The following is a 25313-nucleotide window of genomic DNA, read 5'->3' as shown; positions in this document are numbered from 1 at the left end:
TGACGCCACCCGGGATGGCGGGTCAGCCGCAGTTCCCGTCGACGCGGGTCTGGGCCCGCAAGCGGGTGCTCACACGTCCCCGCGCCGGTCCGCCGCCCGCGTCGAGTCGGCTCGCGGGTCGGCGGCATGGTCGGCGGGCAGGTCGGGCGGGGTCTCGCCCGCGGCGAGGTGCTCCAGTACCTCGGCCAGTTCCCGGCAGGCGTTCTGCACCGAGCGCCGCAGCGCGCGCTGTTCGGCGACCATGGCAGACAGCAGGAGTGCCGTCAGGGCGCAGGCGCCGTTGAACGCCTGCAGTTTGGTCATGACCTCGATGGCCGAGAGGTTGTGGAAGGCGCCCTGCTGCGTACTCGCCTCGAAGGTGGTCAGCACCGACGCGAACAGGGCGCACAACATGCTCCCCGCAAGCTGGAAGCGCAGCGCAACCCAGATGAGCAGCGGGAAGACGAGGAAGAGCAGGCTCAACTCGCCGAGCACCGACAGGGGCACGACGACCAACGTCGTGAGGCCCAGGACCAGCATCTCCTTCCAGCGCCTCAGCCGCAGTGGCCCGGTGGCCCCCACCAGCACCAGCAGAAGCGGCGTGACCAGCAGGACGCCCATCGCATCGCCCACCCACCAGGCCAGCCACACCGACCAGAACTCCGCCGTGTCGAGCCGGCCGGTCACCACCTGAAGCCCGACCCCCGCCGTGGCACTGATCAGCATGGCTCCAAGCCCGCCGAGGAAGACCAGGGCCAGACCATCGCGCAGGCGTGAGATCCCGACCCGGAAACCGGCCCGCCGCAGCAGCAGACAGGCACACAACGGCGCGACGGTGTTGCCCGCCACGGTGACCAGCGTGGAGAGCTGCGGGGTGGCCAGGGACGCGATGAGCAGGAAGGAGCCGACGGCGATGCCGGGCCAGACCGCCGTGCCGTAGACGAGCAGGGCGGCGAGGGCTACGCCGGTGGGCGGCCAGATGGGTGTGACGATCACGCCTTCGACGGTGAGCCGGCCGAGCAGGCCGAGCCGCCCGGCCACGTAGTAGCAGGCGGCCACGGCCAGCGTCTTGAGGACGGCCTCCAAGGACAGCCCGAAACGCCGAGTCACCAACACAGAGCCATCAGACACCCGGCGGGCCACTTCGGCCACGCGAAGGTCCCGGTCCGTCTCCGCGCCCCGACCCGTCTCCGCGCTCCCCCGGCCCCTTCTCCCCTCCCCCGTGCCCGGCGGCGTGCGCCGGACGTGCGTCGCCGGCTGCGCTGTCGTGGCCCAGGATCAGGACGGCGGCATCGTCCTCGTGCCCCACCGTGTCCGCCAGTCGCATGACACCGCCTGCGAGGGAGTTGATGCCGAGCCCGGCAGCGGTGGTGATCTCGGCGAGGCGCATCACCCGCCGCAGACCCTCGTCGAGGCTCAGTGAGGGCCCCTCCACCACTCCGTCGGTCAGCAGCACGACCACCCCGTCCGTGGTGAGCCGGTGGCACACCACGGGGTACTCGGCGCCTTCGAGCACGCCCAGCGGGGGGCCGCACTCCCCTTCGTCGATGCCGGACCGGCCGTCGGCCGTGGCCCAGATGTGGGGGATGTGACCGGCCCTGGCGCACTCAAGGACGCCGGTGGCCGGATCGAGCCGCAAGAACGTACACGTGGCGAAGAGGTCCGCGCCCAGGGAGAGCAGGAGCTCGTTGGTACGCGTGAGCAGTTCCCCCGGATCGCCCGTGACGGAGGCCAGGGCCCGCAGGCCCACCCGGACCTGCCCCATGAACGCGGCGGCCTGGATGTTGTGACCCTGCACGTCGCCGATGGACAGTCCGATACGGCCGTCGGGCATGGTGAAGGCGTCATACCAGTCTCCGCCGACGTTGAGCCCGTGATTGGCGGGCATGTAGCCCACGGCCAGCCGGACACCGGCGGGCTGGGGAAGGTCGTGGGGCAGCATGCCGCGCTGCAGCGCCACGGCCAGCTCGACCCGCGAGCGCTGCATCGCCGCGAGCTCCCGGGCCCGGGCCGTCAGGCCCCCGAGCCTGGCAAGCAGCTCGTCACCGTCGTCGGCGGTCTGCGTACGGAACATTGATCGCCCCGGTTCCGCGAGAGCACCCCGCGTCAGTTCAGCTGTCTTCCGCCACATGCACCACTGGCACAACGTCGCGATCAAGTCTGCCCGCAGATGACGCCGGTCGCACCCTGTCGGCCGGACCCGGGGCGCCGACGCCCGGCAGGATCAGGGACGCACCTGCTCCACCAGCGCGGGCAGCGCCTCTCCCAGGGGCAGGTCGACGCGCTCGGTGGCCCAGCGGTCGCCCCGGGTCGGCCCCTGGTTGACGATCAGGACCGGCGTGCCGGACTGCGAGGCCTGGCGCACGAAGCGCAGCCCGGACATGACGGTCAGGGAAGAGCCGAGCACGAGCAGGACAGCGGCCTCCCCGACCAGCTGCCGGCACTCCGCGACGCGCTCGATGGGCACGTTCTCGCCGAAGAAGACGACATCCGGCTTGAGGACCCCGTGGCCACAGGCCGAGCACGCCACCACCTTGAACTCGCGCACCGCCTCCTCGGGCAGTTCCACGTCACCGTCCGGATTGACCCGCGCCGCACGGTAGCGCTCGGCAGCGGCCTCGAACCCCGGATTGGCCGCACGCAGCCGCTGGTCGAGCTCCGCACGGTCGCTGCCTCGCCCGCAGCCCAGGCAGGTCACCCGGCTCAGACTGCCGTGCAGCTCGATGACGTGCCGGGCCCCGGCCGACTGCTGCAACCCGTCGACGTTCTGTGTGATCACACCGGTGACCAGACCGGCCTCGGCCAGGGCGGTCACGGCCCGGTGACCGGCGTTGGGGCTGGCCCGCGTCATGGCCCGCCAGCCCAGCTGGCTGCGCGCCCAGTACCGCCTGCGTGCCTGCTCGGCGCCGACGAACTCCTGATACGTCATGGGAGTGTGCCGGCGCAGGGAGCCGTGCTCCCCGCGGTAGTCCGGGATGCCTGACTCGGTGGAGAGCCCGGCCCCGCTCAGCACCACGACCCCGCCGCCGCGCACCGCCTCGACGACAGCCGTGAGGTCGGTCGAGGCCGGCAGCAGGCCGCCCGTGGGCTCCCAGGTCAGCGTGGGTCGCGTCCGCATACGGGCCAGCTTACGTTTCGGGTGCGGGATCACTGCTCCGCGTCGCGCACCAGGAGTGCGATCTGTACCCGGTTGTCCACCGCCAGCTTGGCGAACAGGTTGCCGGTGTGGGCCTTGACGGTCGCGATGCTGATGCACAGCCGCTTTGCGATCTCCGGGTTGCCGAGACCGTCCGCGATGGCCCGGGCCGTCTCGCGTTCCCGGTCGGTCAAGTTGGCCAGCTTCTCGCGTGCGGCCTTGCGGGCCGCTTCGCGGACGTGTCCGGACTGCGGCCCGGTGGCCGCGGCGATCACCCGGGCCGCGGCCGCCGGAGAGAGCACCGCCTCGCCGTCCGCGACGGTGCGCACCGCGTCCAGGATCTGTGCCGGCCGGGTGTCCTTGAGGACGAAGCCGAGTGCTCCGGCCCGCAGCGCGCCGAGCACCAGGTCATCGGAGTCGAACGTGGTCAGCATGAGCACCCGGGGCGGCTCCGCGCGGGCGAGCAGTTCGCGGGTCGCGCTGAGGCCGTCCCGTACGGGCATGCGCACGTCCATCAGCACGACGTCCGGCCGCTGCTCGTCCACCGCGGTGATCGCGGCATCGCCGTCGGCCGCCTCCCCCACGACGCTCAGGTCCGGTTCGCCGTCGATGACCAGCCGCAACGCCATGCGCACCAGCTCTTCGTCGTCGACGATGACCACACGCACCGGCTGCCGCTCGCTGTGCACTCAGGTTCTCTTTTCGTGGGAGGGGTTCGGCCAGGGTAGTTGCGCCGTCAGAAGGTAGCCGTGCTCGGGCGTGGGGTGATGGTCGAGCTGCCCCCCGGCGAGGCCGACGCGTTCGGTCAGGCCGAGCAGGCCGTAGCCCGAGGCCGGTCGTCGCTGTGTCGCTCTCGCGGCGCCCGGAAGGTGCGGTGCCGGGGAATTGCGGACGCTCACATCGAGCCGGGCGCCCGCTGCCCCCTCCAGCGTGATGTGCACGGGCGCGCCGGGAGCGTGCTTGGCGGCGTTGGTCAGCCCTTCCTGGACCACCCGGTAGCAGGTTCGCCCGACGACGTCGGACGGGGATTCCCGCACGGTGGTGGTGAGCGTGACGTCCAGGCCGGACGAGCGGGCGTCGGCCACCAGGTCGGGGATCCGGTCCAGGGACGGCTGGGGTGGTTCCGGGTGGCCCGGCTCTGCCCTGAGCACCCCCAGAACATCCCGGAGTTCCTCCAGGGCCTGGTGAGAGCCCTCGGCGATGCCGCGCACCAGCACACGGTTCTCCTCGGTGCTGAGGTCACCGCGGTGATCAAGGACTCCGGCCTGCATGGCGACCAGGGAGATCCGGTGGGCGAGTACGTCGTGCATCTCGCGGGCGATCCGGTTGCGTTCCATGGCCCGCGTCTGCGCCACCCGTGCGGCCTGTTCCCGTTCCGCGCTCTCCGCCCGCTCTCGCAGGGACCGCACTTCGACACGGCGCGCGCCGACGGCCATGCCCACGGCCGCCGCGCTGCCGGCGGTCAGTGCCGGCAACGTGAGCTGGAGCCACCACGTGCCGGGCACGCTCTGGATTGGATAGACCTCGACAGTGAACTGCGCCGCGCTCACATAGGCGAGTGCGACGACCCCGATCTCCACCGGCCGACGACGGGTGGCGATCGAGCCGAGCGCCGCGAGCGCGGCGCCCGACGCCAGTGCCGAGGCGGTCGAGGCGATCGTGACCGTCATGGCGACGGCCAGCGGAAAACGCCGGCGCCACACCAGCGCCAGCAGGCAGCCGAGCGCCACCAGCGGGTCACCGAAGTGGAACCAGGGACCCGGCGCGTCCCCCTGCTGGTGCAGCAGCACACCGGTGTAGAGCCAGGCCGGAATGCCCACCGCTGCGGCTGCCGCCAGCCGCCAGATCTGCTGCCACCACCCGAGCCGTGGCGCGACGTCCGTATTCACCCGGCCATTGTCGCCAACGCGTGCGGCCCGTGGATCAGACCCGGGGCTGATGCCACCTAGACCTGAGTCCAATGCCCCCTGGCCCGGGGGTGAAGACGGCGCGAGCCTCCGGGTCGATGTGCCGGATGCACCGCACGGACAGACTCGATCACGTGCCAGGACGACGCGACAACGAACGACCGCAACGGACGGATACGAGAGGGAGGGCCGCGATGCGCAAGGCCGGCTTCGCGGCCCTGGAGGCGGTCGGTATGGCTACCACCGCCCTGGCCGCGCAGGCGGTGATCCGCGGGTTGCTCGACCACGACACCGAACTGTTGTGGGGCCTCGCCGACCGGGTCCCCGGCGGCCGCACCGGTCAAATGGTCCTCCTCGGCTTCATCGCGCTCCTCGCGGCGGTGTCCGGCGGCTGGGCACACACCCGCCGGGAAGCGCACGCCCCGCACCGCGGTGACGCGCAGGGGCCCGGAGCCGGAAGGCGGCCTGAGCCGCTCCGGGACGACGGTCTCGCTCCTCGGCGCTGACGGTCCGCTCCTCGGCACCAGCACCATCCCCAGCACCCCTGCGTCCTTCGGGAGGACACCAGATGCGCAGAGCCCTGTCCCTCGCCCTCGTCACCACCACGATCGCGGCGGCGACCGCCGTGCCGGGAGTGTCGTCGGCGGCGACGCCGGACACCGTACGGTGGGGCCCTTGCCCGAAGGGCGTCTCCTCGCCTCGCCTTGAGTGTTCGACGCTCGAAGTCCCTCTGGACTACCGGAATCCCGACGGTCGCCGGATAGAGATCGCCATTTCCCGGCTGGCCGCCAAGGACCCCGCGCAGCGCCGGGGCGTGCTGCTGACCAATCCGGGCGGTCCCGGCGGCGCCGGGCTCGACTACCCGGCCGTCCTCGCCGGCGCCGGGCTGCCGCAGAAGGTCCTCGACTCCTACGACGTGATCGGCTTCGACCCGCGGGGCGTCGGCCGCAGCACACCGGTGACCTGCGACCTGACGGCCGGACAGCAGGCACGCGGCAACTTCGCGCCGTACGCGCACACCGCGGCCGATGTCGCACGAGAGGCGGGCAACGCGCGGCGCATCGCCCGGCAGTGCGCCACCTCGCGCACGGCGTGGATGCTGCCCCACACCACCACCGCGAACACGGCGCGCGACATGGACCGCATCCGCGCGGCGCTGGGCGCGCCGAAGGTCTCCTACCTCGGGCATTCCTGGGGCACTCACCTCGGTGCGGTCTACGCCACGCTGTTCCCCGGGCGGGGCGACCGCATCGTCCTCGACAGCAACCTGGGGCCCGGCGGTTACGACGCCACGGCCATGCGGCGGTTCGCCCGCGGAATGGGCGACCGGTTCCCGGACTTCGCGGCCTTCGCGGCCGCGCACCCGCGGTACGGCCTTGGCACCACACCGCGGCAGGTGACCGCGAAGTTCTTCGAACTCGCACGGCGGTTGGACGCCAAGCCGGTCCAGGGCATCGACGGGACGCTGTTCCGCGGATTCACGTTCGAGCGCCTCTACGCCGATGCGTTCATGCCCCAGACCGCCGAGTTCTGGCAGGCACTCGACACCGGCCGGCCGCTGCCGCCCATGCCGCCCCCGCCGAACACGGAGAACCTCATGTCCGCGCGTTTCCACGTCATTTGCGGCGACAAGCGCTGGCCGGACACCGTCCGCGCCTATCAGCGCAATGTCGCGATCGACCGCGTGCGCCACCCGATGCTGGGCGGGTCCACTGCCGGCATCGGGCCGTGCGCGTTCTGGCCGGACAAGCGGGTCGAGAAGCCCGTGCGCATCGGTGACCGGGGCCCGTCGAACGTGCTCATGGTGCAGAACGAACGCGACCCTGGAACGCCGCTGACCGGCGCCGAAGAGTTGCGGCACGCGTTCGGCGAGCGGGCCACGCTGGTGACCGCCGACCAGGGCGGTCACGGCGTCTACCCCTTCGGCCGCAACACCTGCGCGAACGACGCGGTGACTGCGTTCCTGACCACCGGGGAACGCCCCGCGCGGGACCTCGCCTGCGCGGCCGAGCCGAGCGAATAGCCGGGAGGGCAGGACATGCTCAACGAGATGCGGCGCCGACGGGCCACACGTCGGGTCAAACCGGGGGACGACCGTCCCCTGAAGCGTTTCCGCTGGTGGCAGATGACCTTCCGCGCACTGTTCTACCTGCGGCTCACCGGCGACGACGGCCGCCGGATGGTGTACGCCGTCGATGTCAGGCATGCGGGGGACAAGTCGACCGGCGTCGTCGAAGCCCACCTGTACCGCGACGGAAGACAGCACGCCCGATCCCGGCTCCCGGCCTTCTTCCCCGTCCCCGGCGGCACCGTCCAAGTGAGAGGCAGCGCCTTCGGGCTCAAGCGCTGTCACTACGTCACCACCAACGGCACCGAGCACCAGCTCACCCCGGACCGCGACTCCGCCGAGGGCCGGCGCGAGCACCTCGATCGCGCGCACCCCGCGCTGAGCCGTGCGATCGGCGTCTTCTCGTCGGTCGTGCTCCTCATCTCCCTGGCAGTCCTCTTCTGCCAGCTCATCGAGCCGATCTCCAGGGTGGAGCCCATCGCCCGGAGCATCGGGACGTTCACCTCGCCCGTCCGGCTGCCGGGATGGGGCAACTTCACGGTCGGGCTCGCCGGCACGCTGGCCAGCATGGAGCGGGCCATGCGGCTGCGCTACCACTGGCTGCTCGACGGCGGGGCGGGCTGACACGCCCTGCTCGCCGTTCTGCGCACACCGGAGCCGCGGCTACATGGCAGCGGTGCTGATGGCGGTGCGGGTGCCGGGGCCGTAGACGCCGAGCGGCTCGTCGATGGCGCGTGCCTGTTGCATGCGCGCGACGGCGGCTGCGACATCGTGGCTGTAGTAGCCGTCCACGGGGCCGGTGTAGAGGCGCAGTCGGCCCAGCTGTTCCTGCAACTTCCGCACGGAGGTGCCCGTGCTGCCAGGGCGCAGCACGCTCGCCGCGGTGTCGGCCGCCGGGTCCGGGTGAGCGGGCGGGGTGCCGCGTCCGGGGTTCGGCGCAGGGGGCTGGTGCGGTGTGGGTGGGGCCGGGGGCGAGGGCGCCTTGTCGGGGGCGGGCGACGACTCGTGGCGGGGAGTGTCCGGCTGCTGCGCGGGCGGCGCGGCCTGCGGGCGGGTGGGGGCCGTGCGGCCGTGGGACTGGGCCAGGAGCCCGGCGGTCAGGACGAGCAGGGCTGCGGACGCGTAGCCGTACGAGAGCGGCGGGATGATCCGTCTGGGCCTGGCCGCGCCATGACGGCCACGGGGGTGCGGGCGGGTCCGGCCGCGTGGGGTAGCGGTCGCGCGGTGGCGCCCCTTTTCCTCGCTGCCGGCCGTGGGCGCCACACTCGCGGGCGCCGCGTGGGTCGGCCGGTCCACCGGGCGCGGCGCCCCGAACGCCGTACGGCGCCGTCGATCAGGGGTACGGGCGGAAGTCCGCGTCAGGTAGGAGGAAAGGGCCGGGTACGTGGACGGATCTGGGGCGGCTGCTTGGAGACTCACATGATCGAACGTAAACGCCCGTGCGGCGCTGATCGCCCGCTGCGGGCCCGGAAACGTGATCCTTAAGGCTGCGTTGATGGTCGACTCAGGGCCGGATAAGCACCAGCACGTCCGGCGAGGATCCCGTGCGGGTCGAGGACCTTCTTGCCGGCCTGCAGGGCGACGGCGGGCGGACAGCCGCCAACTCTCACCCTAATGTCGAGGTTGAGGGATGGGCGGCCAGTCACTCGATGCGACCATCACGCTCCTCCGCACCTCTTCCCCTCTCCCCCTTCTCCCGGCCCGCTGTTCAGGAGGGCGATGCCCTCCAGGAAGGGGACGATGGCGGCGAGGAAAGGGTCGTTCCGGTCGCCGGCCACCATGTGTCCCGCCCCGGCCACGTCCACGCGCCGCGCACCGGGGACCAGGTCGCAGAACTCCTCGGCGATGTCTTCAGGCACCACGTCGCTGACCTGGCCGCGGACGAGCAGGATCGGCACGGCCGCGCGGCGCCCGGCCGACAGAAGACGCTCCGCCATGCCCGGCGGATCCATCCGCCCCTCGAAGCTGTCCAGCATCCGGGGATCCCAGTGCCAGACCCACCGATCGCCCCGGCGCCGCAGATTGTTCTGCATCCCCGCGGAGTCCGCAGGGCGCGAGCGCTGCGGCAGATAGGCGCGGGTCGCCGCCACCGCCTCTGCCACACTGGCGAAGCCCTCCGGGGCGCCGCGCATGAACTCCGCGATCCGGTGAAACCCGCGGGAATCGGGCCGATGGGCGACATCCACCAGTACGAGAGCACGCACCGCGGCCTCCGGCGCTTCCCCTGCGGCCAGCAGCGCGCTCAACCCGCCCAGTGAGGCCCCGACGAGCACCGGCCGGGCGCCGAAACTGTCGAGGCTGTCGAGCAGGGCCCGCACGTCGTCCGCGTAGAGGCCGAGATCGTAGCCACCATCGGCGGACCACCCGCTGTCCCCGTGCCCGCGCAGGTCCGGGGCGATGACCTGCCACCCCAGCGCGGCCAGCCGAGCGCCGGTGCGGCTCCACGCATGCCGTGTCTGGCCTCCCCCGTGCAGCAGCACGACAGCGGGCCACGACGCCTCGCCCCACACGTCCGCCGCAAGCACCACCCCGTCGGCGCCCACGAAGTTGCGGACCGCCCGCCGCGCTCCGGTCATCCCTCCGCCTTCCGGGATCGCAGGGGCGCGAGCAGTTTCTCGCGGCTGGGTTCCGTGGCCGCCGCGGCCAGTGCGACGTCCAGGGCGAACAGCGCATGCGACAGGAACCGCTCGTCGTCGATGCGGGCGGCCACCCACTGGTGCAGCGCGCCCACACACGCGGCGCCGACCACGGCGGCCAGTGCGCCTGTGTCGACATCCGCGCGCAACAAGCCCCGGGTTTGCGCCTCCCCCATCGCCTCGCGCAGCCGGGTCAGCGGGCTGTGGTCGAGCGCCAGGCCGCTCTGCCCCCACGCACGCACCATGTGGCGTGACACCACCGGGTCGTCCACGAACAGTTGCACCGTCATACGCACGACACCGTGCGGGTCACCGGCCTCAAGGCCCGCCAGGCGGTGCTCCAGGTCCTCCATGAACCCGGCCGCGAGCGCCTCCCAGATCCTCTCGCGCGCCCCGATCAGGTTGTACACGGTCGCCGGGGCAACCTCCGCGCGCTCCGCGATCCGCTCGACGCTGACCGCCGACTCCGGTTGTTCTCGCAGGAGTTCCCGCACGGCGTCCACGATCCGCGCGCGCCGCTGCGCCTTGTGCCGCTTACGCAGTCCCTCACCGGTCCCCGGCATCCCCGCCCCTCCCCCGAACTTAGAGAACTCTCTAAAACTAGAGGTCCCTCCAAGAGCAGGCAAGCAGCGGGACACACCCGGACTCCCGGCAGATCCCCCCGGGACGCGGCTTCAGTACCACGTACGCCGGTGCACGCAGGACGTTTTCGCCGGAACCCGCCCCCGTCGCCTCCGTTTAAGGATGATGGAACGGCACCTCAGTCGGAGTGCTGCGGGGGATGCGGGGGATGGGGCGATGGAAAAGATCGGGCTGCTCTCGGACAATGCGATCTCCGGGGCATCCGGTGATGCCTTCGGGTTTCTGGCACATGCCCGTGTTCTGTGTGACGCCCTGGAAGGCACGGAGGACCTTCCGCTCACCGTCGGCATCTTCGGCCCGTGGGGCATGGGCAAGTCGAGCTTCATGAATATCTGCCGCGACACGCTGCGCGAGCGCGCTATTCCCACGATCTGGTTCAACCCCTGGAAATACGACCAGAAGGACGAGATCTGGCACGCGCTCATCCAGAGCGTGCTGACCGAAATGGCCGTCGATCTGGAAAGGCGTCGGAGCGAGGCCGGTGAAGCAAAGCGCGAGCGGTTGACCGAGACGCTGGCCACCGTACGGCAGTTGAGCCAGGCGGCGGCCTGGCTTCTCGCCCGACGGGCGGCCGGCCCGCTGACGGGCGGCTTCCTCGCGGCCGATGACGTCGACCGTTTCCAAGAGTCGATCACTGCCACGGACACCGCGGCCTACCGCCACGTCAATCACTTCGAGGAGGACTTCAAGGACGTCGTCCACCGGTACACGAACGGCGGCCGGCTCGTCCTCTTCGTCGACGACCTCGACCGCTGCACGCAGGAAGCGGCCATCACCGTACTGGACTCCCTCAAGCTGTTCCTCGGCGAGGCGTCCTGTGTCTTCGTCCTGGCGATGGACCAACAGGCGATCACCGAGGCGGCCGGGCGAAAGGCCAACGCGGAGGAACCCGATCTCGTCCGAGGCCAGCAGTACCTGGAAAAACTGATCCACTTCCCGTACCACCTGCCCGTCGTACCGTTCGAAGCGCTCTACCGGCAATTGCGGACAACGGTCCGACCCCCGGAAATGGCCGAATCCCTGGAACTCTGGGAACTGATCCGATCCGCCTTCGGCGCCAATCCCCGACGGGTGCGCAGATTCATCAACGGCCTCAATCTCTCCGCCGCGACCCTGGAACTGCAACAGGCGCCGTCCGTACGACGACTGCTGCACGCCGGTGTTCTGCTGTCCTTACGGATGCTGCATCCGTCCTTCTTCCTCGTCCTCCAGGAAGATCCCGCCATCTGGTTCCGCTTCGACGAGGCGGAGGCCAGAAAGACACAACTCGGCGGCCGGGACGAAACGGTCGCCCTGGAAAACCCGGGCGTACGACGCCTCCTCGCGGATGTATCGGCGCACCGCGCGGGGTTCGGCTTCCCGCCACCGCCCAACGAGCAGGAGATCAGACTCCTCACCGAGATCCTCACCGTGACCGGTGGCCTGCCCTCCGCACCCGAGGAGCCGTCATGAGCCAGGCATCTTCTCCGCAGGAGCCCTTCCGCTCCCCCGGCCCCCGCCATGTCATCGGACTCGACATCGGGGACGGCGAGAGCGCCCTGTGCTGGCTGTCGACGGACCCGGACACCACGGGGGCCGAGCCGGAGGTCTTCGAACGGGACACCAAAGAGAAAAGCATCATCACGGCGATCGCGTGGGAGTACGGGAAGCACGACGACGAAGCCCGGAACGACGAACAGGACCACGAGCAGAACCAGCCCCAGACCCGGGACCAGGACCATGACGGGGATCATGAGGAGACCACCCGGCTTCTGATCGGCGAACAAGCCGTGATGTCCAGGGACTGTCTCCAGTTCAGCGTGAACTTCAAGACCGCCTTCGACCCCGAGCAGCAGGTCATGCCGCGACAGGTGCCGTTCGCCCAGGCGCTGCTGCGCGAGTTCTTCCGCCGCCGTCCCGAGGTCAAGGAGGACTGCGCGGTGTATGTGGGGCATCCCGCCGGATGGCCCGTGGACGCCGTCGAGGCGTATGCGAGGCAGTTCGCCCCTCTCGACGTGCCCGTGCGGCTCATGCCCGAGTCGCAGTCCGCGCTGGTCCACGTCCGGGACCGGCACGCGGGAACCCGGGGCAATGGTGTCGATCGCGACGCACTGCGAGAGGTCCTCATCGTCGATGTCGGGTCCTCGACCACGGACTTCACGTTCGTCGACGATCTCGAACCGAACAATCTTCCGGTGGGCGCCTCACTCGGCTGCCGGCGGATCGATGACGCTCTCGCCGCCCTCATCCGCAGGGAACTCGCCGAGGACAAGGAGTTCACCGACGCCCTGGCGATGCCCGGCGGAGCACAGATGCTCCGGCTGGTGTGCCGTCGGGCCAAGGAGGCACAGTTCTCGTCCGGCGACGCGGACAAGGGCAACTTCCTCACCATCCCCCAAGGGGGCGCCACCCGGTTCGCACCGATCATCGTCAAGGGCGGCGGCCGACTGCGCGGCGTGGAGATCCCCCAGTTGGTCGCCGCCCCCGGAGGCTGGGCGGACGACCTCCGCGCCGTACTGGCCCGGGCCAAGCGGCACCTCGGCACGTCCCGGCCTCAGCTGATCGTCGTGACCGGCGGCGGCTCGCGGATGCCGGTCGTACGGGAGGCTTGCGCCGAGGCATTTCCCGACGCGGCGGTGCGCAACGACCTGGCCCCCTCGTTCACGGTGGCCCGCGGCCTGGCGAGCGCAGGCCGGCACCGGGTCGGGGTGGAGCGCTTTCGGCGCGACATCCGCGCCCTGAAAGACCAGGCCGCCTTCACCGGGGAAATCCGCACCACGCTCCTCGAATCGTTCGACGAGGTGATAAGTCTGCTGCGACAGCGCGTCGCCCCGGGCGCGGGGCACAGCGACGTCGAGTCGGCCTCGCTGGACGAGCAGATCCGCGAGATGGCCGATGTCGACGCGGTGTTCGGGCGGATGCGGGCGCGGCTGGAGTCCTCGTTGACCCCGCTCGTCCTGGACATCTGCCGCGCCTACGGGATACGGGACGACCGCTTTCGACTCGACCTGACGGTGCCGAACGTCGTCAGCGCCGCGATGAAGGCACGCATCCGCGGGGTTTTGTGGACGGCTGGCACGACACAGGAGATTCTGACGAGCACCGGAAGCGCGCACGGGGCCGGCCGCGTTCTCATGAATGGCGCGGTGCAGGCCTTCCGCAAGGGGGGCGCCGCTCCGCTGCTCGCCGCCGCCGGGGTGGTAGCGGCGGCCGGTGCCGTGATCGTCGGCGGTGCCGCGGGAATCGAGTACGCGGCACGCTGGCGGCTTCAGCGAGTGCTGGAGTCGGCACACCTGGAGCCGACCGAGATCACCAAGCTCGTGGAGGAGGTCGCGGAGTCCATCGCCGCGCAGATGGACGACCGGGCCGAAGAGATCGAGCGTTTCGTCAACCCGGTCGGCACCCGCCGTTCGTGAGGTGTATGCGGGAATCCGAACGGCCCGTACGGTTCCGCTCCCCGCCCGTCACGGGCGGGGAGCGGTAGCAGCCCGCGTCACCGGGACGCGGATCCGCGGTCAGCCGAAGGGGATCGTCAGGGTCGAGTCGGCCGTCCCGGTCCGCAGCTTGGCCGGAGCGTTGCCGATCGCCGACCACACCTCCAGGCGGACCGTGCCGTTCTTCAGGTCCCCCAGTTGGCCGGTCGCCGACTTGAGGCCGCGGCCCTCGCTGTAGGCCTCCCAGCCGTTCACCGGGTCGGTGGCGAAGTACTGGTAGGTCTCCGTCCGCTCGAAGGTGCCGTCACCGGTGAGGTCGTAACTGATCCTGGCCTGCTGGCCCAGGCCGACCGCGGTTCCGGCGTCCACCTGGAGGCGGAAGGTCGTCGACTTGCCCGATGAGAGGGTGCCGTTGACCTTCTTCGCCTCGTAGACCTGCGGCTGGTGTGGTGTCCCGTCGTGGTTCGCACCGCCCGCCGAGGCGAGGGTGTCGCTGCCGGACGTGGCTCCGCTCGCCGTGGTGAGGGTTCCTCCCGTGCGGAGCTGGAAGACGTTGCCCGTGGGCGGGTCGGGGTCGGGATCGCCGCCGCCCGTTCCGGTGCCCGTCGCCGTGGAGCGGGCCGGGACCGTGAGGGTCTTGCCGTCGGAGAAGGTGACCGTGCGCGGCGAGGCGCCGAAGTTGTGCGCCGCGTAAGTGCGTGTCGTGCCCTTGGTGAAGACCGCCGAGGTCGGGATGTCGCCCGTGACGGTCGTATCGGGGGCGCCGAGCGTGTCCAGGGTGTTGATCCAGTGGTAGGTGTGCGCCTTGGACTCTCCCTGCTCGGGCGTATAACCGGCGTTGCCCGCGTCCCACTTGGACTTGGCCGCGGCCGGGTCGGCCAGCGATTCGAATTCCCAGAGGATGTCGCGCCATTCGACGGCCGGGCCGCCGTTCTCCCGGACCATCTCGGCGAGATTGCGCCGGATCGCGGCCTTGTGCCCGGACAGGTGCAGTGAGCCGCCGGTTATGGGCAGGGCGTTGATGCCGTGGATCTCCTCCGGATTGGCCGTCCACCACGTCGCGTACGCCGCGCCGCTCCCCCACACCATGCCGGCCGTGTCATGGCCGAACCCGGAGGGGAAGACCTGCTCGTCGGCGTCGAACCAGTACTGGGCGATCGCCTCCGACTCGGTGGTCAGCAAGTAGGCGCCCAGGTCGCGGAGTTCGGCGTTGTCGGTGGCCGAACCCCACAGCACGAGGGCCGCGCTGAGGTTGGTCGACTCCGAGGAGGACTCCTGGTTGTTGCCCGCGGCGAAGCCCTGGTGCCCCGAGGCCCAGCTGTGGCCCGCGTAGACGTCGAAGCCGCGCAGGAAGGGGAAGGCCGAGTCGCCGCGTGCGGGGTTGACGGCGTCCTTGATGAGCGTCTTGACCATGCCGCCCCACGCCGAGTCGGCGGCCCAGGCCTGGTCGTACTGGGCGACGATCGCCGCCGCGTAGACGTAGTAGCTGTAGTGGAAGTGGTGGTCGTTGAGTTCGGTGTCGCTGCCGTACGACGCCGGGTAGCCGGTCAGGGTCTTCCAGTCCTTGTCGTACGAGAACTCACTCGCCCCGCCTGCGGTGAACCACTCCTGGAGGCGGCCCTTGAGCAGACCGAGGAGTTTGTCGCGGGTACCGGTCTCGCCGATCTGCTCGGCGACCGGGACGAGTTGGGCGAGCCGGCCGAGGGCCTTGCCCGTCCAGTAGGTGTCGGTGGCGCCCGAGAACGGGTCGGAGGCGTTCGCCACGTCGTCGAGGTAGGTCTTCAGACGCGCCCGGTCCACGCCCGAGGACTTGGGCAGGGCGGGCAGGACGGACGAGGACTTCTGGGTGGTGGTGAAGGATGTGCCCTCGCGGACCTTCATCGTGCCGCGCGGCGACTTGTAGGTGTAGGAGGTCAGCGCGTCGCTCGTGTGCAGCCACTGGTGGCGGTAGAGGGCCTGGAGCGTGCCGGTCTCGCTGCCCTCCTGCGCCTGGGTGGTGAGGGTGTAGTCCGCCTTGACCGAGCCTGCCGCGGAGGACCAGGACGCCTTGGATCCGGTCACGAAGCTGTAGGCGTACTTCTTGTACGTGGCGAGCGCGTCGGTCGACGGGAGCACGGCCAGGGAGAAGTAGTCCTTGGCGCCCAGGCCGGCAGTGATCGTGGAGCCCGAGACCGTCCAGTCGCTGCCGCCGGGGGCGAAGAGGGCGTAGTGGTGGCCCGCGATCGTGATGCCGAGTACGTTGCCCTGGTCCGCGAAGACGCTCGGCGCACCGGCGGTGGTGATCTGGGCGTTGCCGCCCGACCCCTTGGCGTAGACGTAGGGCAGGCCGTGGCCGATGGTGGTGCGCAGGGTGCGGCTGCCGTCCGACCAGTAGGGGGTGACGGTCCAGTCGGACCAGGCGTCGGCTTTGGTGTCCGCGGAGTTGAGGCCGCTCAGGCCGAGGGTGAGATCGCGCTTGTGCGCGTACTCGTACTGGCGGCCGTCGCCGACGACCGCGGACGTGGTGGGGTAGCCGACCTCCAGGCCTCCGGAGACGGCCTGGTAGGTGAGCGGGTGTCCGTACATCGGGGTGGAGTACGGGTTGTCGCCGTACCGCTGGAAGGCCAGGGAGGACCACCAGTCGTTGGTGGGGACCGGCTTGCCCTTGGCGGCCGAGGTGACCTTGGGGGTCACCGGGGTGCCGGTGTTGGTCGTGGGCCCGGAGGCTCCCGCGGGGCGGGTGTCGGAGTAACTGCCGGAGCCTACCGGGATGTTGGCTGCCGCCGCCGGGGTGGCGGCAGGGCCGAGACCGACGCCGGCCAGGGCGGCGACCAGCGCGAGGGCGGCGGCCGGTCTTGCGTGGCGGACGGGGCGTAGGCGGGGGTATGGCATGGACGGCACCTCAAACTCATGACGGGGAGGGCGTCTTGAGAGCGCTCTCAGATGTCGAGGAACGTAAAGGCAGCGCAAACAAGCGTCAATAGGCGGGGCAGGCGGGCATCGGGCGCCCGCCGCACGGCAGTTGCGCCTTCGAGGCTTGAAGAGACCCGCCACCGGGGGAACACCGCGACGTCCCTGACGCCCGGGGCGCGTCCAGACAGTTGTACAGAACCGGACTGATTGCCCGTGGCGGAGCCGGCGCGGTTGTATCGCGGGGCGCCTCGGCAGGAGGCCGGGGCCGGGAATGCCCAGGGGGGAACATGCGAAGACTCTTATCGGCGATGACGGGCGCGTTAGGGGCCGGCCTGCTGGCGGCGCTGCTGCCGATGGGCACAGCCGGCGCGGGGTCCGCGAGCGGGGACGCGGCGACGGAGCGGATCAGCGTGGCCGCCGACGGGACGCAGGCCAACAGGGCGTCGTACGCACCGGTGATCAGCAGGAACGGCCGCTATGTCGCCTTCGTCTCGCAGGCGACGAACCTCGTACGCCCCTATACGGTCCCGCCCGGCGGGCAGTACTGGTCCTACCTGCGCGACCTGCGGACGGACACGCTGGAGCGGGTGGCCGTCGACGGCATCCCGGCGGAGGTGCACGACTTCGACGCCTCGGAGAACCGCGTGGTGCTCAAGTCACGCACTGGTCTGTACGTGCGCGACCTGCCGACGGGCGACACCCGGCGGGTGGACCTCGACCTCGGTGCGTTCGCCGGCGGCGGCGCGTACAACGCCCGGATCAGCGGCTCCGGCCGCTACGTCGTGTTCGAGGCAAGCCGCCCCATCGGGTCGACGGCGGCCGAGGGCTCAAGGGTGTACGTGCGTGATCTGCAGGACGCCACGACGCAGTGGGTGAGCCAGCCCAACACCGCGACCGACACCTACTACGCGGGCGGACCCGTGATCAGCGACGACGGGCAGCGCATCGCGTACACCCACACCCGGCACGTCTCCGCGGGTGCCGCGCGGGGCAACGCCTACCTCTACGACCGCCATACCGGCGAGCGGCAGATGGTGGACGTCTCGCAGAACGGTGAGACGCCGGAGCGCACCGTGAACCAGCTGTCGTTGAACGCGGACGGCAGCCTGGTGCTCTTCAACCGCGCCGACGACAGCCCGGTGACGGCGGACGACCAGAACTCGAACACCTTCATCCGCGAGCCGGCGGCGGGCACCACCCGGCCGATCCCGCCCGCCGGAAACGAGACCGTCACCGGCGGCGGCAGGCTCAGCCCTGACGGCCGCTTCGCGCTCTACACCGCCGGCATCGGCCCGGACGCGGCGCCACGACCGCTCTTCATCCGGAACCTTGGGACCGGAGAGGTGCGGACCGTGACCACCACGACGGACGGCAGTCCGGTCACCGGCGATCCCGGCCGGGTGGCGATCACCGGCGACAACAGCATGGTCACCTTCTCCTCGTCCGCCCCCGACCTCGTCCCCGGCGACACCAACGCCACCTACGACGTTTTCGTCCGGACCCTGCCGTCCGACTCCTGAAACGCCGGCGGCACGGGGGCGGTCGTCGCACGACTGCTCCCGTGCCGTCTTTCCGCGGGACCGCGTCCCGCCCTCCCGCGGGTCGCGCGCAACGGCGCCCCCGGCGGGGACGCGTGCCACAGCCGGTCCCCGGAGTACCTCGGAGTACCCCGGAACACCTCGCACACAGCAGTCCGGCCCCGGCCGACCCGACGCGGCACGCGCCGGCCGATGCCGGTGCCGTTCCCCACCCTGGCTCTCCCAAGATGCGGCGCGCCCGACAGTGACAAGACTTGTCACCATGGCAGATCAACATGCACGGGCCGGGGGCTCCTCGACGGCATCCCGGAGAAGAGCAGCGCCTCGCAAAGGGCCCGAGTACGCCGCCCGCGCCGCCTGCCAGAGCCTTGAAGGACTGATCGGCCACCGCACCGAGGGCGTCTCGGCGGTGCGGCGCTCCGACGACGACGGCTGGTGCGTCGTCGTGGATGTCCTCGAAGTGGCCCGCATCCCGGACACGACGAGCCTGCTGGCCTCCTACGAGGTGCAGCTCGATCGGTCCTGCGAACTCCTGGAATACCGCCGGCTTCGCCGATACCGGCGCGGTGCCGCTGACGAGTGACCCAGTTGACGAGTGACCCAGTTTCGTCCGACCACTGGAAGGCCCCCATGACGACCACGACCTACGCCGACGAGATCGCTCCGTGCCCTCCCCGCGCCGGCACGCTCTACGACGTGCTGGAACTCATCCTCGACCGGGGCATGGTGATCGACGTATTCGTGCGGGTCTCCCTGGTCGGCATCGAGATCCTCAAGATCGACGCCCGCATAGTCGTGGCAAGCGTGGACACGTACCTGCGCTTCGCCGAGGCGTGCAACCGCCTCGACCTCGAACGGGACTCCGGCAGCACCACCGTGCCCGAACTGATCGGCGGCGGGGCCGCCAAGAAGATCGGCAAGCGCAAGGTGCGTGACGCCGCGGAGAGCGTCGGCGACACCGTGCGCAAGGTCGTCGGCGCCGACGGCTCCGACGAGCATGACGAGGACGAGGCGGAGGAGCAGTACGAGCGTCCCCGGAAGCGTCGTGCGCCCGCCCGCAAGAGCAGTAGCGGCGCGCCCCGCCGCCGCAGAGCGGAGGCCTGATCGTGTCGCCCGACGGACTGTACGTCTACGGGATCGTGCGGGCCCGGACCCCGCTGCCGCCGGGGGCCGCGGGGGTGGGCAGCCCGCCCGCCGCACTGCGCACGGTCGGGACGGACTCGGTGGCCACGGTCGTCAGCGCCGCCCCCGCACAGCTGCGCGCCCGGCGCCGTGATCTGCTGGCCCACCAGAACCTTCTGACGGGGCTCGCGGAGGCCGGGCCGGTCCTGCCCATGCGCTTCGGCGCGGTGGCACCGGACGAGGAGGCGCTGCGTGCCCAGCTGGCCGCCGCGGAGGCGAGTCACCTGGCCACGCTGGACCGACTCGCGGGGCATGTCGAGATCAACGTAAAGGCCCTGCCCGCCCGGGATTCCCTGGCCTCGCTGGTGGCCGGCGACTCCACCGTGCGCCGGCTGCGCGACGAGGCACGCCGGCGTCCCGGCTACGAGGCCGACGTACGTCTGGGACAGGCCGTCGCCTCTGCCCTGTCCCGCCGGGCTGCCGAGGCCGGGCGGAAGATCCTTCGCGACCTCGCGTCGATGGCACGCGCGACAGCTGCGGGGCCGGACGTCCAGGGCTGCGCGCTCAACGTGTCCTTCCTCGTCGGCCGGTCGGACGCCGACCGCTTCCGCACCACCACCGAACGTTTCGCCGCCGCACACCGGGAGCATGTCGAGCTGCGTCTCGCCGGGCCCCTGCCCTGCTACAGCTTCGTCGGTGCCTCCGCGAATCCTGCGGCTCCTGCGACCCCTCCGGTCGCTGCCGGTGGAGCGTGAGCATGGGACTGATCTCCGGGTTGCTGCTCCTCCCGCTGGCGCCCGCGCGCGGCGTGATGTGGGTCGCCGAACGGCTTCAGGACGCCGCCGAGCGCGAGCTCTATGACCCGGGCGTGATCCGCGCCCAACTCGCCGCACTCAATGAGGACCTCGACGAAGGACACATCTCCCTGGCCGAGTTCGAGGTGGAAGAGGAGCGGCTGCTCGACCGGCTGTATGCCGCGCAGACCGGCCCGACGCCGACAAACAGAAGGTGACAGGCATGGATGACCGGAGCAAAGTCGCGCTCGCCACGGCCGTGGTGGGCGGATATGTACTGGGGCGGACGAAGAAGGGCCGGCTCGCTCTGACCGTCGCCACCTATCTGGCAGGACGCAGGTTCCCGCTCGAACCCCGGCAGCTGGCAGCCGAGGGCATGCGCAAGCTGGGTGAGGTCCCCCAGTTCGCGGAGTTGCAGGAACAGCTCCGGGGCGAGGTGCTCGGAGCCGGTCGCCAGGCCCTGACGGCCGCCGCCGACAGAGGCATGCACACGCTGGCGGACGCGCTGGGTGAGCGTACGGCCCGGCTCTCGGAGGCGGCGGAGGAAGAGGAGGAAGAACCCGAGGACGAGTACGAGGACTCAGAAGACTACGAGGACGACGAGGACGACGACGAAGACGCATACGAAGACCCCGACGACGAGCCGACTGACGGGGCCGGCGGCTACGACGAGGACGAGGGGGACGAGGACTACGAGGGGGACGAGGACGAAGGGGACTACGAGGAGGACGAGGAGCCTGAAGAGCAGCCGCCTGCTCCGCGCACCCGGCGCAAGAGGGCCTCCGCGCCTGCCGCCAAGAGGGCCCGAGCACCTGGCAAGTCCCCCTCCGCGAAGAAGACGGCGCCCCCGGCGAAGAAGTCGTCATCGGGCCGCAAGCCGGCTCCGCCGAAGAAGGCCGCATCGAAGAAGAGCGCCTCGAAGAGGTCCGCTCCCGCGAAGAAAGCCGCATCGAAGAAGACGGCGCCGGCCAAGAAGGCAGCTCCCTCGAAGAAGCAGGCCTCAGCCAAGAAGGCCGCCCCGGCGAAGAAGACCGCCCCGGCCAAGAAGTCGGCGGCCAAGAAGACCGCCGGGAAGAAGGCGGCCCCCGCGAAGAAGTCGGCGGCGAAGAAGTCCGCCGCCAAGAAGACGGCATCAGCGAAGCGGGCAGCACCCAAGCGCGCCGATCGGCGGAGGTAGCCACTCATGGCAAAGAACGACAGGGACGAGTCCGCGGCTCCCGAGGAGTCGGGGGTCGGCCGGCTGAAGGATGAGCTGTCCAAGTTCGCCAGTGCCCAGGTCCAGGACTGGGCCGAGAGGGCAGGCGGCAAACTCACCGACCTGACCGGGAAGTTGAGCGACGCGGCCGAGAACGGCGGCTCGCTGCCCGCCGTCGGTTCGCGCGTGCTCCAAGGGGAATCTCCGGTGAAGGCATTCGTGTCGGAGAAGGCCAAAGGGGCCAAGGACGCCGTCGTGGACAAGGCGAAGGAAGCATTCGGGGGCGGCGGAGGGGGCAAGAGCAAATCCGGCGGCGGCAAGCTCATGAACATCGTCGAGGTGCTCGACGTGGGCGTGCCGTTGCGCACCGCCTACAACGCCTGGACGCAGTACGACCAGTTCAGCAGCTTCGCCAAGGGTGTCAACGACGTCTCCACCAGTGATGAGACCGAGAGCGACTGGAAGGTCAAGGTCGGTCCCTCGTCCCGCAGCTTCAAGGCCACCGTGCAGGAGCAGGTGCCCGACGACCGGATCGTGTGGACCTCGGAGGGCGCCAAGGGCACCACGCGCGGCGCCGTCAGCTTTCACGAACTGGCGCCGAACCTGACACGGGTCGTCCTGGTCATGGAGTACTACCCCTCCGGGTTCTTCGAGAAGACCGGCAATCTCTGGCGCGCCCAGGGCCGTCGCGTGCGGCTGGACTTCAAGCACTTCCAGCGTTACGTCACGCTCACCGAAGAGGAGCCCGAGGGCTGGCGCGGGGAAATCCGTGACGGCGAGGTGGTCCTCTCCCACGAGGACGCCGTCGAACGGGAGGAACAAGAGGAGGAGGAGAACGCCGGGGACCAGGACGACGAGCTTGAGGACGAGTGGGACGCGGAGGACGGCGAAGAGGCCGGGGACGGCGAGGACCCCGAGGCCGAGTTCGAGGACGAAGACGAAGACGATGAGGACGGCGAGGACGACGAGGAGGACGAAGAGGAGGAGCCTCCCCCGCCCCGGCGTTCGAGTCGTAGGGGCCGCCGGGGGGCCGCACGGTGACGGACCTCGACTTCAGGGCGGGCGGGCAGCCGGTGCCCGGTCCGGCCGGCACCAACCTGGCCGACATCCTCGAACGGGTGCTGGACAAGGGCATCGTCATCGCCGGGGACATCAAGATCGACCTCCTCGACATCGAACTGCTCACCATTCGTCTGCGTCTGTTCGTCGCGTCCGTCGACACCGCGAAGAAGGCGGGCATCGACTGGTGGGAGACCGACCCGGCGCTGAGCTCACGGGCCTCGCGCGATGCGCTCCAGGACGAGAACCGTGAGCTGCGTGAACGCCTGGAGGCGCTCGAGGCATCCGTAGACGCGCCCGCGGCCCGACAAGCGGACACGGGGAAGACCAGGAAGACGAAGACGAGCAAGCAGGCGGAGGACCAGCAGCCATGACGCACCCCGGCCCCCGAGCACAGGATCCCGTCGCGCAGACCGCCACCTACGTGTTCGCCGTATGCCGCGACACCCGTGCCATGAACACGGCCGATCTCACCGCTCTGCCGGGTATGCCCGGTGGTGCGCCGCTGCGCTTGCTGTCCTCGGCCACTCTGACGGCCGTGGTCCAGAGTGTGCCGACCGCCGACTTCACCGACGAGGTCTGGCAGCAGCGGCTGTCCGACCGGCAGGAGATCGAGCGGTACGCACGCGCTCACCACGAAGTGGTGTCCGCCGCGGCAGCCCGGGGCCCGGCGGTCCCGCTGCCCCTCGCCACGCTGTACCACGACGACGAGCGGGCCCGCCGGGTCCTGGACGACGAGGCGGAACGCTTCCACGGCGCGCTCAAGCGCATCGCGCATCACGCCGAGTGGGGTGTGAAGGTGTATGGACGCCAAAAGCCGCCGCAAGCACCGGGCGCGACACCCGCGCGTCCGGTCGCCGTCGGTGCGGGACCGCGCCAGGCCCCGGCTCCCGGCGCCGGGCTGGCCTACCTGAACCGCAAACGCAGCGTCCACCAGGGCCGGGAGCGGCGCCGTCAAGAAGCATTGAGCGTCGCGGAGTCCGTGGACGCCGAATTCCGGCAGCTCGCCGCGGCATCGCGCCGGCTGCGAACCCACGACGCGAGCCTGACGGGCGACCACCGCGTGCACGTACTCAACGCCACCTACCTGGTCGCCGAGGAGCGGGTGGACGAACTCATGCGGATGACACGGACGCTGCGCGAGCGCACGGACGCGCAGATCGAGCTGTCCGGCCCGTGGGTCCCCTACTCCTTCGTCGGCGAGGTGTAGGGGGTGGAAAGGGAGGTAGTGCCCTGGGACAGCCCGGAGCCGCTGTCCGGTCCCATCGGCGTGCCGCTCGTCGATCTGCTTGACCGGGTCCTTGCCACCGGCGTGGTGGTCAGCGGCGACCTCGTCATCGCCATCGCCGACGTGCCCCTCGTACGACTGTCGCTGCACGCCCTGCTGTCCTCGGTCAACGAGCGGGTGCCGGCGCCCTGGTCCGACGGGGGGCCGCTGTGACGGAATCACGCGTCGACCTGGACTCCGAGAAAATGGGGCGCGACCTGGTGGCCCTTGTTCTGACCGTGGTCGAGCTGCTGCGGCAGCTGATGGAGCGGCAGGCCATCCGCCGGGTCGAACAGGGCGGGCTGAGCGACGCGCAGGTCGAGGAGATCGGCACCACCCTCATGCTGCTCGACCAGCGCATGCAGGAACTCTGCGACCAGCACGGCGTACGCCCGGAAGACCTGAACCTGGACCTCGGGCCACTGGGCTCACTCCTGCCGCGGGAGTGAGGCCCTTGCGCGGATCGCGCACTTCGGGGCGCGGACCCTGGCAAGCAGAACTCGACGCTTTCACCCCTTTGAGTGAACTGGGGCCAAGGGCGTCGTTCTTGCGGCCTCCTGCGCACCTAGGTTCACAGCAACGGCGTTTCCCCAGACCCCGGTTGGGCCGCTCGCGTCCTTGTCCGTGACCTGCCTGCCGGTATCCGAGGCAGCCGCCCCACCGAGGTGATGCCGCCATGTCGCAGCACCATGTTCCCGTCCTCTCCCGCCCTGCCCGCGTCTATCGAACGCACGGTCACACGGTTGTCGAACTGACCGGAGAGATCGATCTGACGGTCGTCGACGAGATCGCCGCAGAGCTGGATGCGGTGGGCACCCATCCCGGCGAGTCCGTCGTGATCGATCTGTCTCCCGCCACGTTCTTCGGCTCCTCGGGCCTGAATCTGCTGTGCGGTGCCCGCCGCCGCGTCCAGGCCCGTGGCGGGCACCTGCAAGTGGTCTGCCCGCACTCCCTCACCGTGCGTGTCCTGCGGCTCGCCGGGCCCTTTCGGGTGGTGCGCACGCTGGCGGAGGCGCTGCAACGCACCCCGGCGTGAGAATCGCCGCTGAGCGCCCCAAGCCGCCGGGCAACCCCCGGCGCACGAGGGTTCCTTGCCCCGGCCGGCGGGGAGGAGGATGGCAGCAGTACTCGGCCATCGGCTCCCCAGACCCCGGAGCGTTCGCAGTGTCGCTGTCTTCGCCGGCCCGGCCAGGGCTCTGCCGCACCTCCCGCCCGCTGGGGGTGCGACTGGCCGGCTCCCTGGGCACGTTCGCCGACGGGGCCCTGGAGCGGTGTCTGGCCGAGCTCCTGTCCAGCTACCCCGGCCGGGTCATCCATGTGGATCTCATCGCTGTGACCTCGATGAGCCTCGCCACTACCGCGCTGCTTGTGACCATGGACGACCGGGCCCGCAGGCGCGGCGGCGAATTGCGGCTGCACCTGTCACCCGAGCTGGAACGTCTCTGTGAGACCACCGTGCGGGCTCAAGCACGGGTAGCCCCGCGGGACTGAAGCGCCGTCAGGTCCGCAACGACATCGTCCCGGACCCGGCCGGGTCCGCTCCCGCCCGTCCGGTATACCGACTTCGGCGTACTGGAGTAGGGCCGAAGTCGCTCGGCCAGGTCGGCTTATCGTCTCGACGGGCGGGCACGCTTACCCTGCCCCCAGACCCCGGGCGTTACTGAG

Annotated in this window: 27 protein-coding genes; 18 read left to right on the top strand and 9 right to left on the bottom strand. The window is 70.6% G+C overall.

The annotated features are described in order from the left end of the window. Positions 1 to 69 precede the first annotated feature (69 nt). The 5 genes from IE226_RS03850 to IE226_RS03830 form a co-directional block, all read right to left on the bottom strand. Entirely contained in the window at positions 70 to 1089 is a 1020-nt protein-coding gene (locus tag IE226_RS03850) for an MASE1 domain-containing protein (protein ID WP_229870395.1), read from the bottom strand. A gap of 13 nt (positions 1090 to 1102) precedes the next feature. Continuing rightward, positions 1103 to 2053 (bottom strand): PP2C family protein-serine/threonine phosphatase, encoded by a 951-nt coding sequence (locus IE226_RS03845; RefSeq protein WP_190079477.1) that lies wholly within the window; start codon positions 2051 to 2053, stop codon positions 1103 to 1105. Positions 2054 to 2203: 150 nt separating this feature from the next. Then, the gene (locus IE226_RS03840; RefSeq protein WP_190079476.1) at positions 2204 to 3097 is read right to left on the bottom strand and encodes an NAD-dependent protein deacetylase; all 894 of its coding nucleotides are present in this window, start codon (positions 3095 to 3097) and stop codon (positions 2204 to 2206) included. 29 nt (positions 3098 to 3126) lie between these two features. Further along, on the bottom strand, positions 3127 to 3804 hold the full coding sequence (locus tag IE226_RS03835; protein ID WP_190079475.1) for a response regulator transcription factor: 678 nt from the start codon (positions 3802 to 3804) through the stop codon (positions 3127 to 3129). Beyond that, entirely contained in the window at positions 3805 to 5004 is a 1200-nt protein-coding gene (locus tag IE226_RS03830) for a sensor histidine kinase (protein ID WP_190079474.1), read from the bottom strand. 212 nt (positions 5005 to 5216) lie between these two features. Between IE226_RS03830 and IE226_RS03825 the strand changes: the two genes are divergently transcribed. The 3 genes from IE226_RS03825 (at position 5217) to IE226_RS03815 (ending at position 7714) form a co-directional block, all read left to right on the top strand. Next, positions 5217 to 5528 carry a hypothetical protein gene (locus IE226_RS03825; RefSeq protein WP_190079473.1) on the top strand — a complete coding sequence of 104 codons (312 nt, stop codon included), beginning with the start codon at positions 5217 to 5219 and terminating at the stop codon, positions 5526 to 5528. 62 nt (positions 5529 to 5590) lie between these two features. Then, entirely contained in the window at positions 5591 to 7045 is a 1455-nt protein-coding gene (locus IE226_RS03820; protein WP_190079472.1) for an alpha/beta hydrolase, read from the top strand. A gap of 15 nt (positions 7046 to 7060) precedes the next feature. Then, entirely contained in the window at positions 7061 to 7714 is a 654-nt protein-coding gene (locus IE226_RS03815) for a hypothetical protein (RefSeq protein ID WP_190079471.1), read from the top strand. A 39-nt stretch (positions 7715 to 7753) separates the two neighbouring features. Here the strand turns inward: IE226_RS03815 and IE226_RS03810 are convergent, their stop codons facing one another. The 3 genes from IE226_RS03810 to IE226_RS03800 form a co-directional block, all read right to left on the bottom strand. Then, positions 7754 to 8509, bottom strand: a complete 756-nt coding sequence (locus tag IE226_RS03810) for a peptidoglycan-binding domain-containing protein (protein WP_190079470.1) — start codon at positions 8507 to 8509, stop codon at positions 7754 to 7756. 239 nt (positions 8510 to 8748) lie between these two features. Continuing rightward, positions 8749 to 9666 carry an alpha/beta fold hydrolase gene (locus tag IE226_RS03805; RefSeq protein WP_229870393.1) on the bottom strand — a complete coding sequence of 306 codons (918 nt, stop codon included), beginning with the start codon at positions 9664 to 9666 and terminating at the stop codon, positions 8749 to 8751. After that, the gene (locus IE226_RS03800) at positions 9663 to 10289 is read right to left on the bottom strand and encodes a TetR/AcrR family transcriptional regulator (RefSeq protein WP_190079469.1); all 627 of its coding nucleotides are present in this window, start codon (positions 10287 to 10289) and stop codon (positions 9663 to 9665) included. Before IE226_RS03800 ends, IE226_RS03805 begins: the two co-directional genes overlap by 4 nt. Before the next feature lie 235 nt (positions 10290 to 10524). Between IE226_RS03800 and IE226_RS03795 the strand changes: the two genes are divergently transcribed. Then, complete coding sequence (locus IE226_RS03795; RefSeq protein ID WP_190079468.1) at positions 10525 to 11820, top strand: KAP family P-loop NTPase fold protein; 1296 nt, start codon at positions 10525 to 10527, stop codon at positions 11818 to 11820. Continuing rightward, entirely contained in the window at positions 11817 to 13763 is a 1947-nt protein-coding gene (locus tag IE226_RS03790; RefSeq protein WP_190079467.1) for an Hsp70 family protein, read from the top strand. The genes IE226_RS03795 and IE226_RS03790 overlap by 4 nt, the downstream gene beginning before the upstream one ends. A gap of 99 nt (positions 13764 to 13862) precedes the next feature. Here the strand turns inward: IE226_RS03790 and IE226_RS03785 are convergent, their stop codons facing one another. Further along, positions 13863 to 16652: a glycosyl hydrolase gene (locus tag IE226_RS03785; protein ID WP_190079466.1), complete on the bottom strand. Its 2790-nt coding sequence runs from the start codon at positions 16650 to 16652 to the stop codon at positions 13863 to 13865. Positions 16653 to 16960: 308 nt separating this feature from the next. Here IE226_RS03785 and IE226_RS03780 point away from each other — a divergent pair, with 308 nt between their 5' ends. From IE226_RS03780 to IE226_RS03720, 13 genes are all read left to right on the top strand, one after another. Further along, entirely contained in the window at positions 16961 to 18193 is a 1233-nt protein-coding gene (locus IE226_RS03780) for a TolB family protein (protein WP_190079465.1), read from the top strand. A gap of 280 nt (positions 18194 to 18473) precedes the next feature. Continuing rightward, entirely contained in the window at positions 18474 to 18794 is a 321-nt protein-coding gene (gene gvpO, locus IE226_RS03775; protein WP_190079464.1) for a gas vesicle protein GvpO, read from the top strand. A gap of 47 nt (positions 18795 to 18841) precedes the next feature. Further along, a complete protein-coding gene (gvpJ, locus tag IE226_RS03770) occupies positions 18842 to 19315 on the top strand; it encodes a gas vesicle protein GvpJ (RefSeq protein ID WP_190079463.1) in 474 nt (157 codons plus the stop codon). Positions 19316 to 19317: 2 nt separating this feature from the next. Continuing rightward, on the top strand, positions 19318 to 20088 hold the full coding sequence (locus IE226_RS03765) for a GvpL/GvpF family gas vesicle protein (RefSeq protein WP_190079462.1): 771 nt from the start codon (positions 19318 to 19320) through the stop codon (positions 20086 to 20088). Between the two features lie 2 nt (positions 20089 to 20090). Further along, positions 20091 to 20345, top strand: a complete 255-nt coding sequence (locus IE226_RS03760) for a gas vesicle protein GvpG (protein ID WP_190079461.1) — start codon at positions 20091 to 20093, stop codon at positions 20343 to 20345. Between the two features lie 5 nt (positions 20346 to 20350). After that, positions 20351 to 21304 (top strand): histone protein, encoded by a 954-nt coding sequence (locus IE226_RS03755; RefSeq protein WP_190079460.1) that lies wholly within the window; start codon positions 20351 to 20353, stop codon positions 21302 to 21304. Positions 21305 to 21310: 6 nt separating this feature from the next. Further along, entirely contained in the window at positions 21311 to 22363 is a 1053-nt protein-coding gene (locus IE226_RS03750) for an SRPBCC family protein (RefSeq protein ID WP_190079459.1), read from the top strand. Beyond that, entirely contained in the window at positions 22360 to 22755 is a 396-nt protein-coding gene (locus tag IE226_RS03745) for a gas vesicle protein (RefSeq protein WP_229870387.1), read from the top strand. The genes IE226_RS03750 and IE226_RS03745 overlap by 4 nt, the downstream gene beginning before the upstream one ends. Beyond that, the gene (locus tag IE226_RS03740; protein ID WP_190079458.1) at positions 22752 to 23591 is read left to right on the top strand and encodes a GvpL/GvpF family gas vesicle protein; all 840 of its coding nucleotides are present in this window, start codon (positions 22752 to 22754) and stop codon (positions 23589 to 23591) included. The genes IE226_RS03745 and IE226_RS03740 overlap by 4 nt, the downstream gene beginning before the upstream one ends. Positions 23592 to 23594: 3 nt before the next feature. Next, positions 23595 to 23822, top strand: a complete 228-nt coding sequence (locus IE226_RS03735; RefSeq protein WP_190079457.1) for a gas vesicle protein — start codon at positions 23595 to 23597, stop codon at positions 23820 to 23822. Then, on the top strand, positions 23819 to 24097 hold the full coding sequence (locus IE226_RS03730; RefSeq protein WP_190079456.1) for a gas vesicle protein K: 279 nt from the start codon (positions 23819 to 23821) through the stop codon (positions 24095 to 24097). Before IE226_RS03735 ends, IE226_RS03730 begins: the two co-directional genes overlap by 4 nt. Before the next feature lie 227 nt (positions 24098 to 24324). Beyond that, a complete protein-coding gene (locus IE226_RS03725; RefSeq protein WP_190079455.1) occupies positions 24325 to 24684 on the top strand; it encodes an STAS domain-containing protein in 360 nt (119 codons plus the stop codon). A gap of 128 nt (positions 24685 to 24812) precedes the next feature. After that, positions 24813 to 25139 (top strand): STAS domain-containing protein, encoded by a 327-nt coding sequence (locus IE226_RS03720; protein ID WP_190079454.1) that lies wholly within the window; start codon positions 24813 to 24815, stop codon positions 25137 to 25139. The last annotated feature ends 174 nt before the right edge of the window (positions 25140 to 25313 follow it).

Origin of the sequence: Streptomyces longisporoflavus, from assembly GCF_014649775.1 — a bacterium.
In the GTDB taxonomy this organism is placed as follows: Bacteria; Actinomycetota; Actinomycetes; order Streptomycetales; family Streptomycetaceae; genus Streptomyces; species Streptomyces longisporoflavus.
This window is presented reverse-complemented; position numbering and strand designations above follow the sequence as displayed.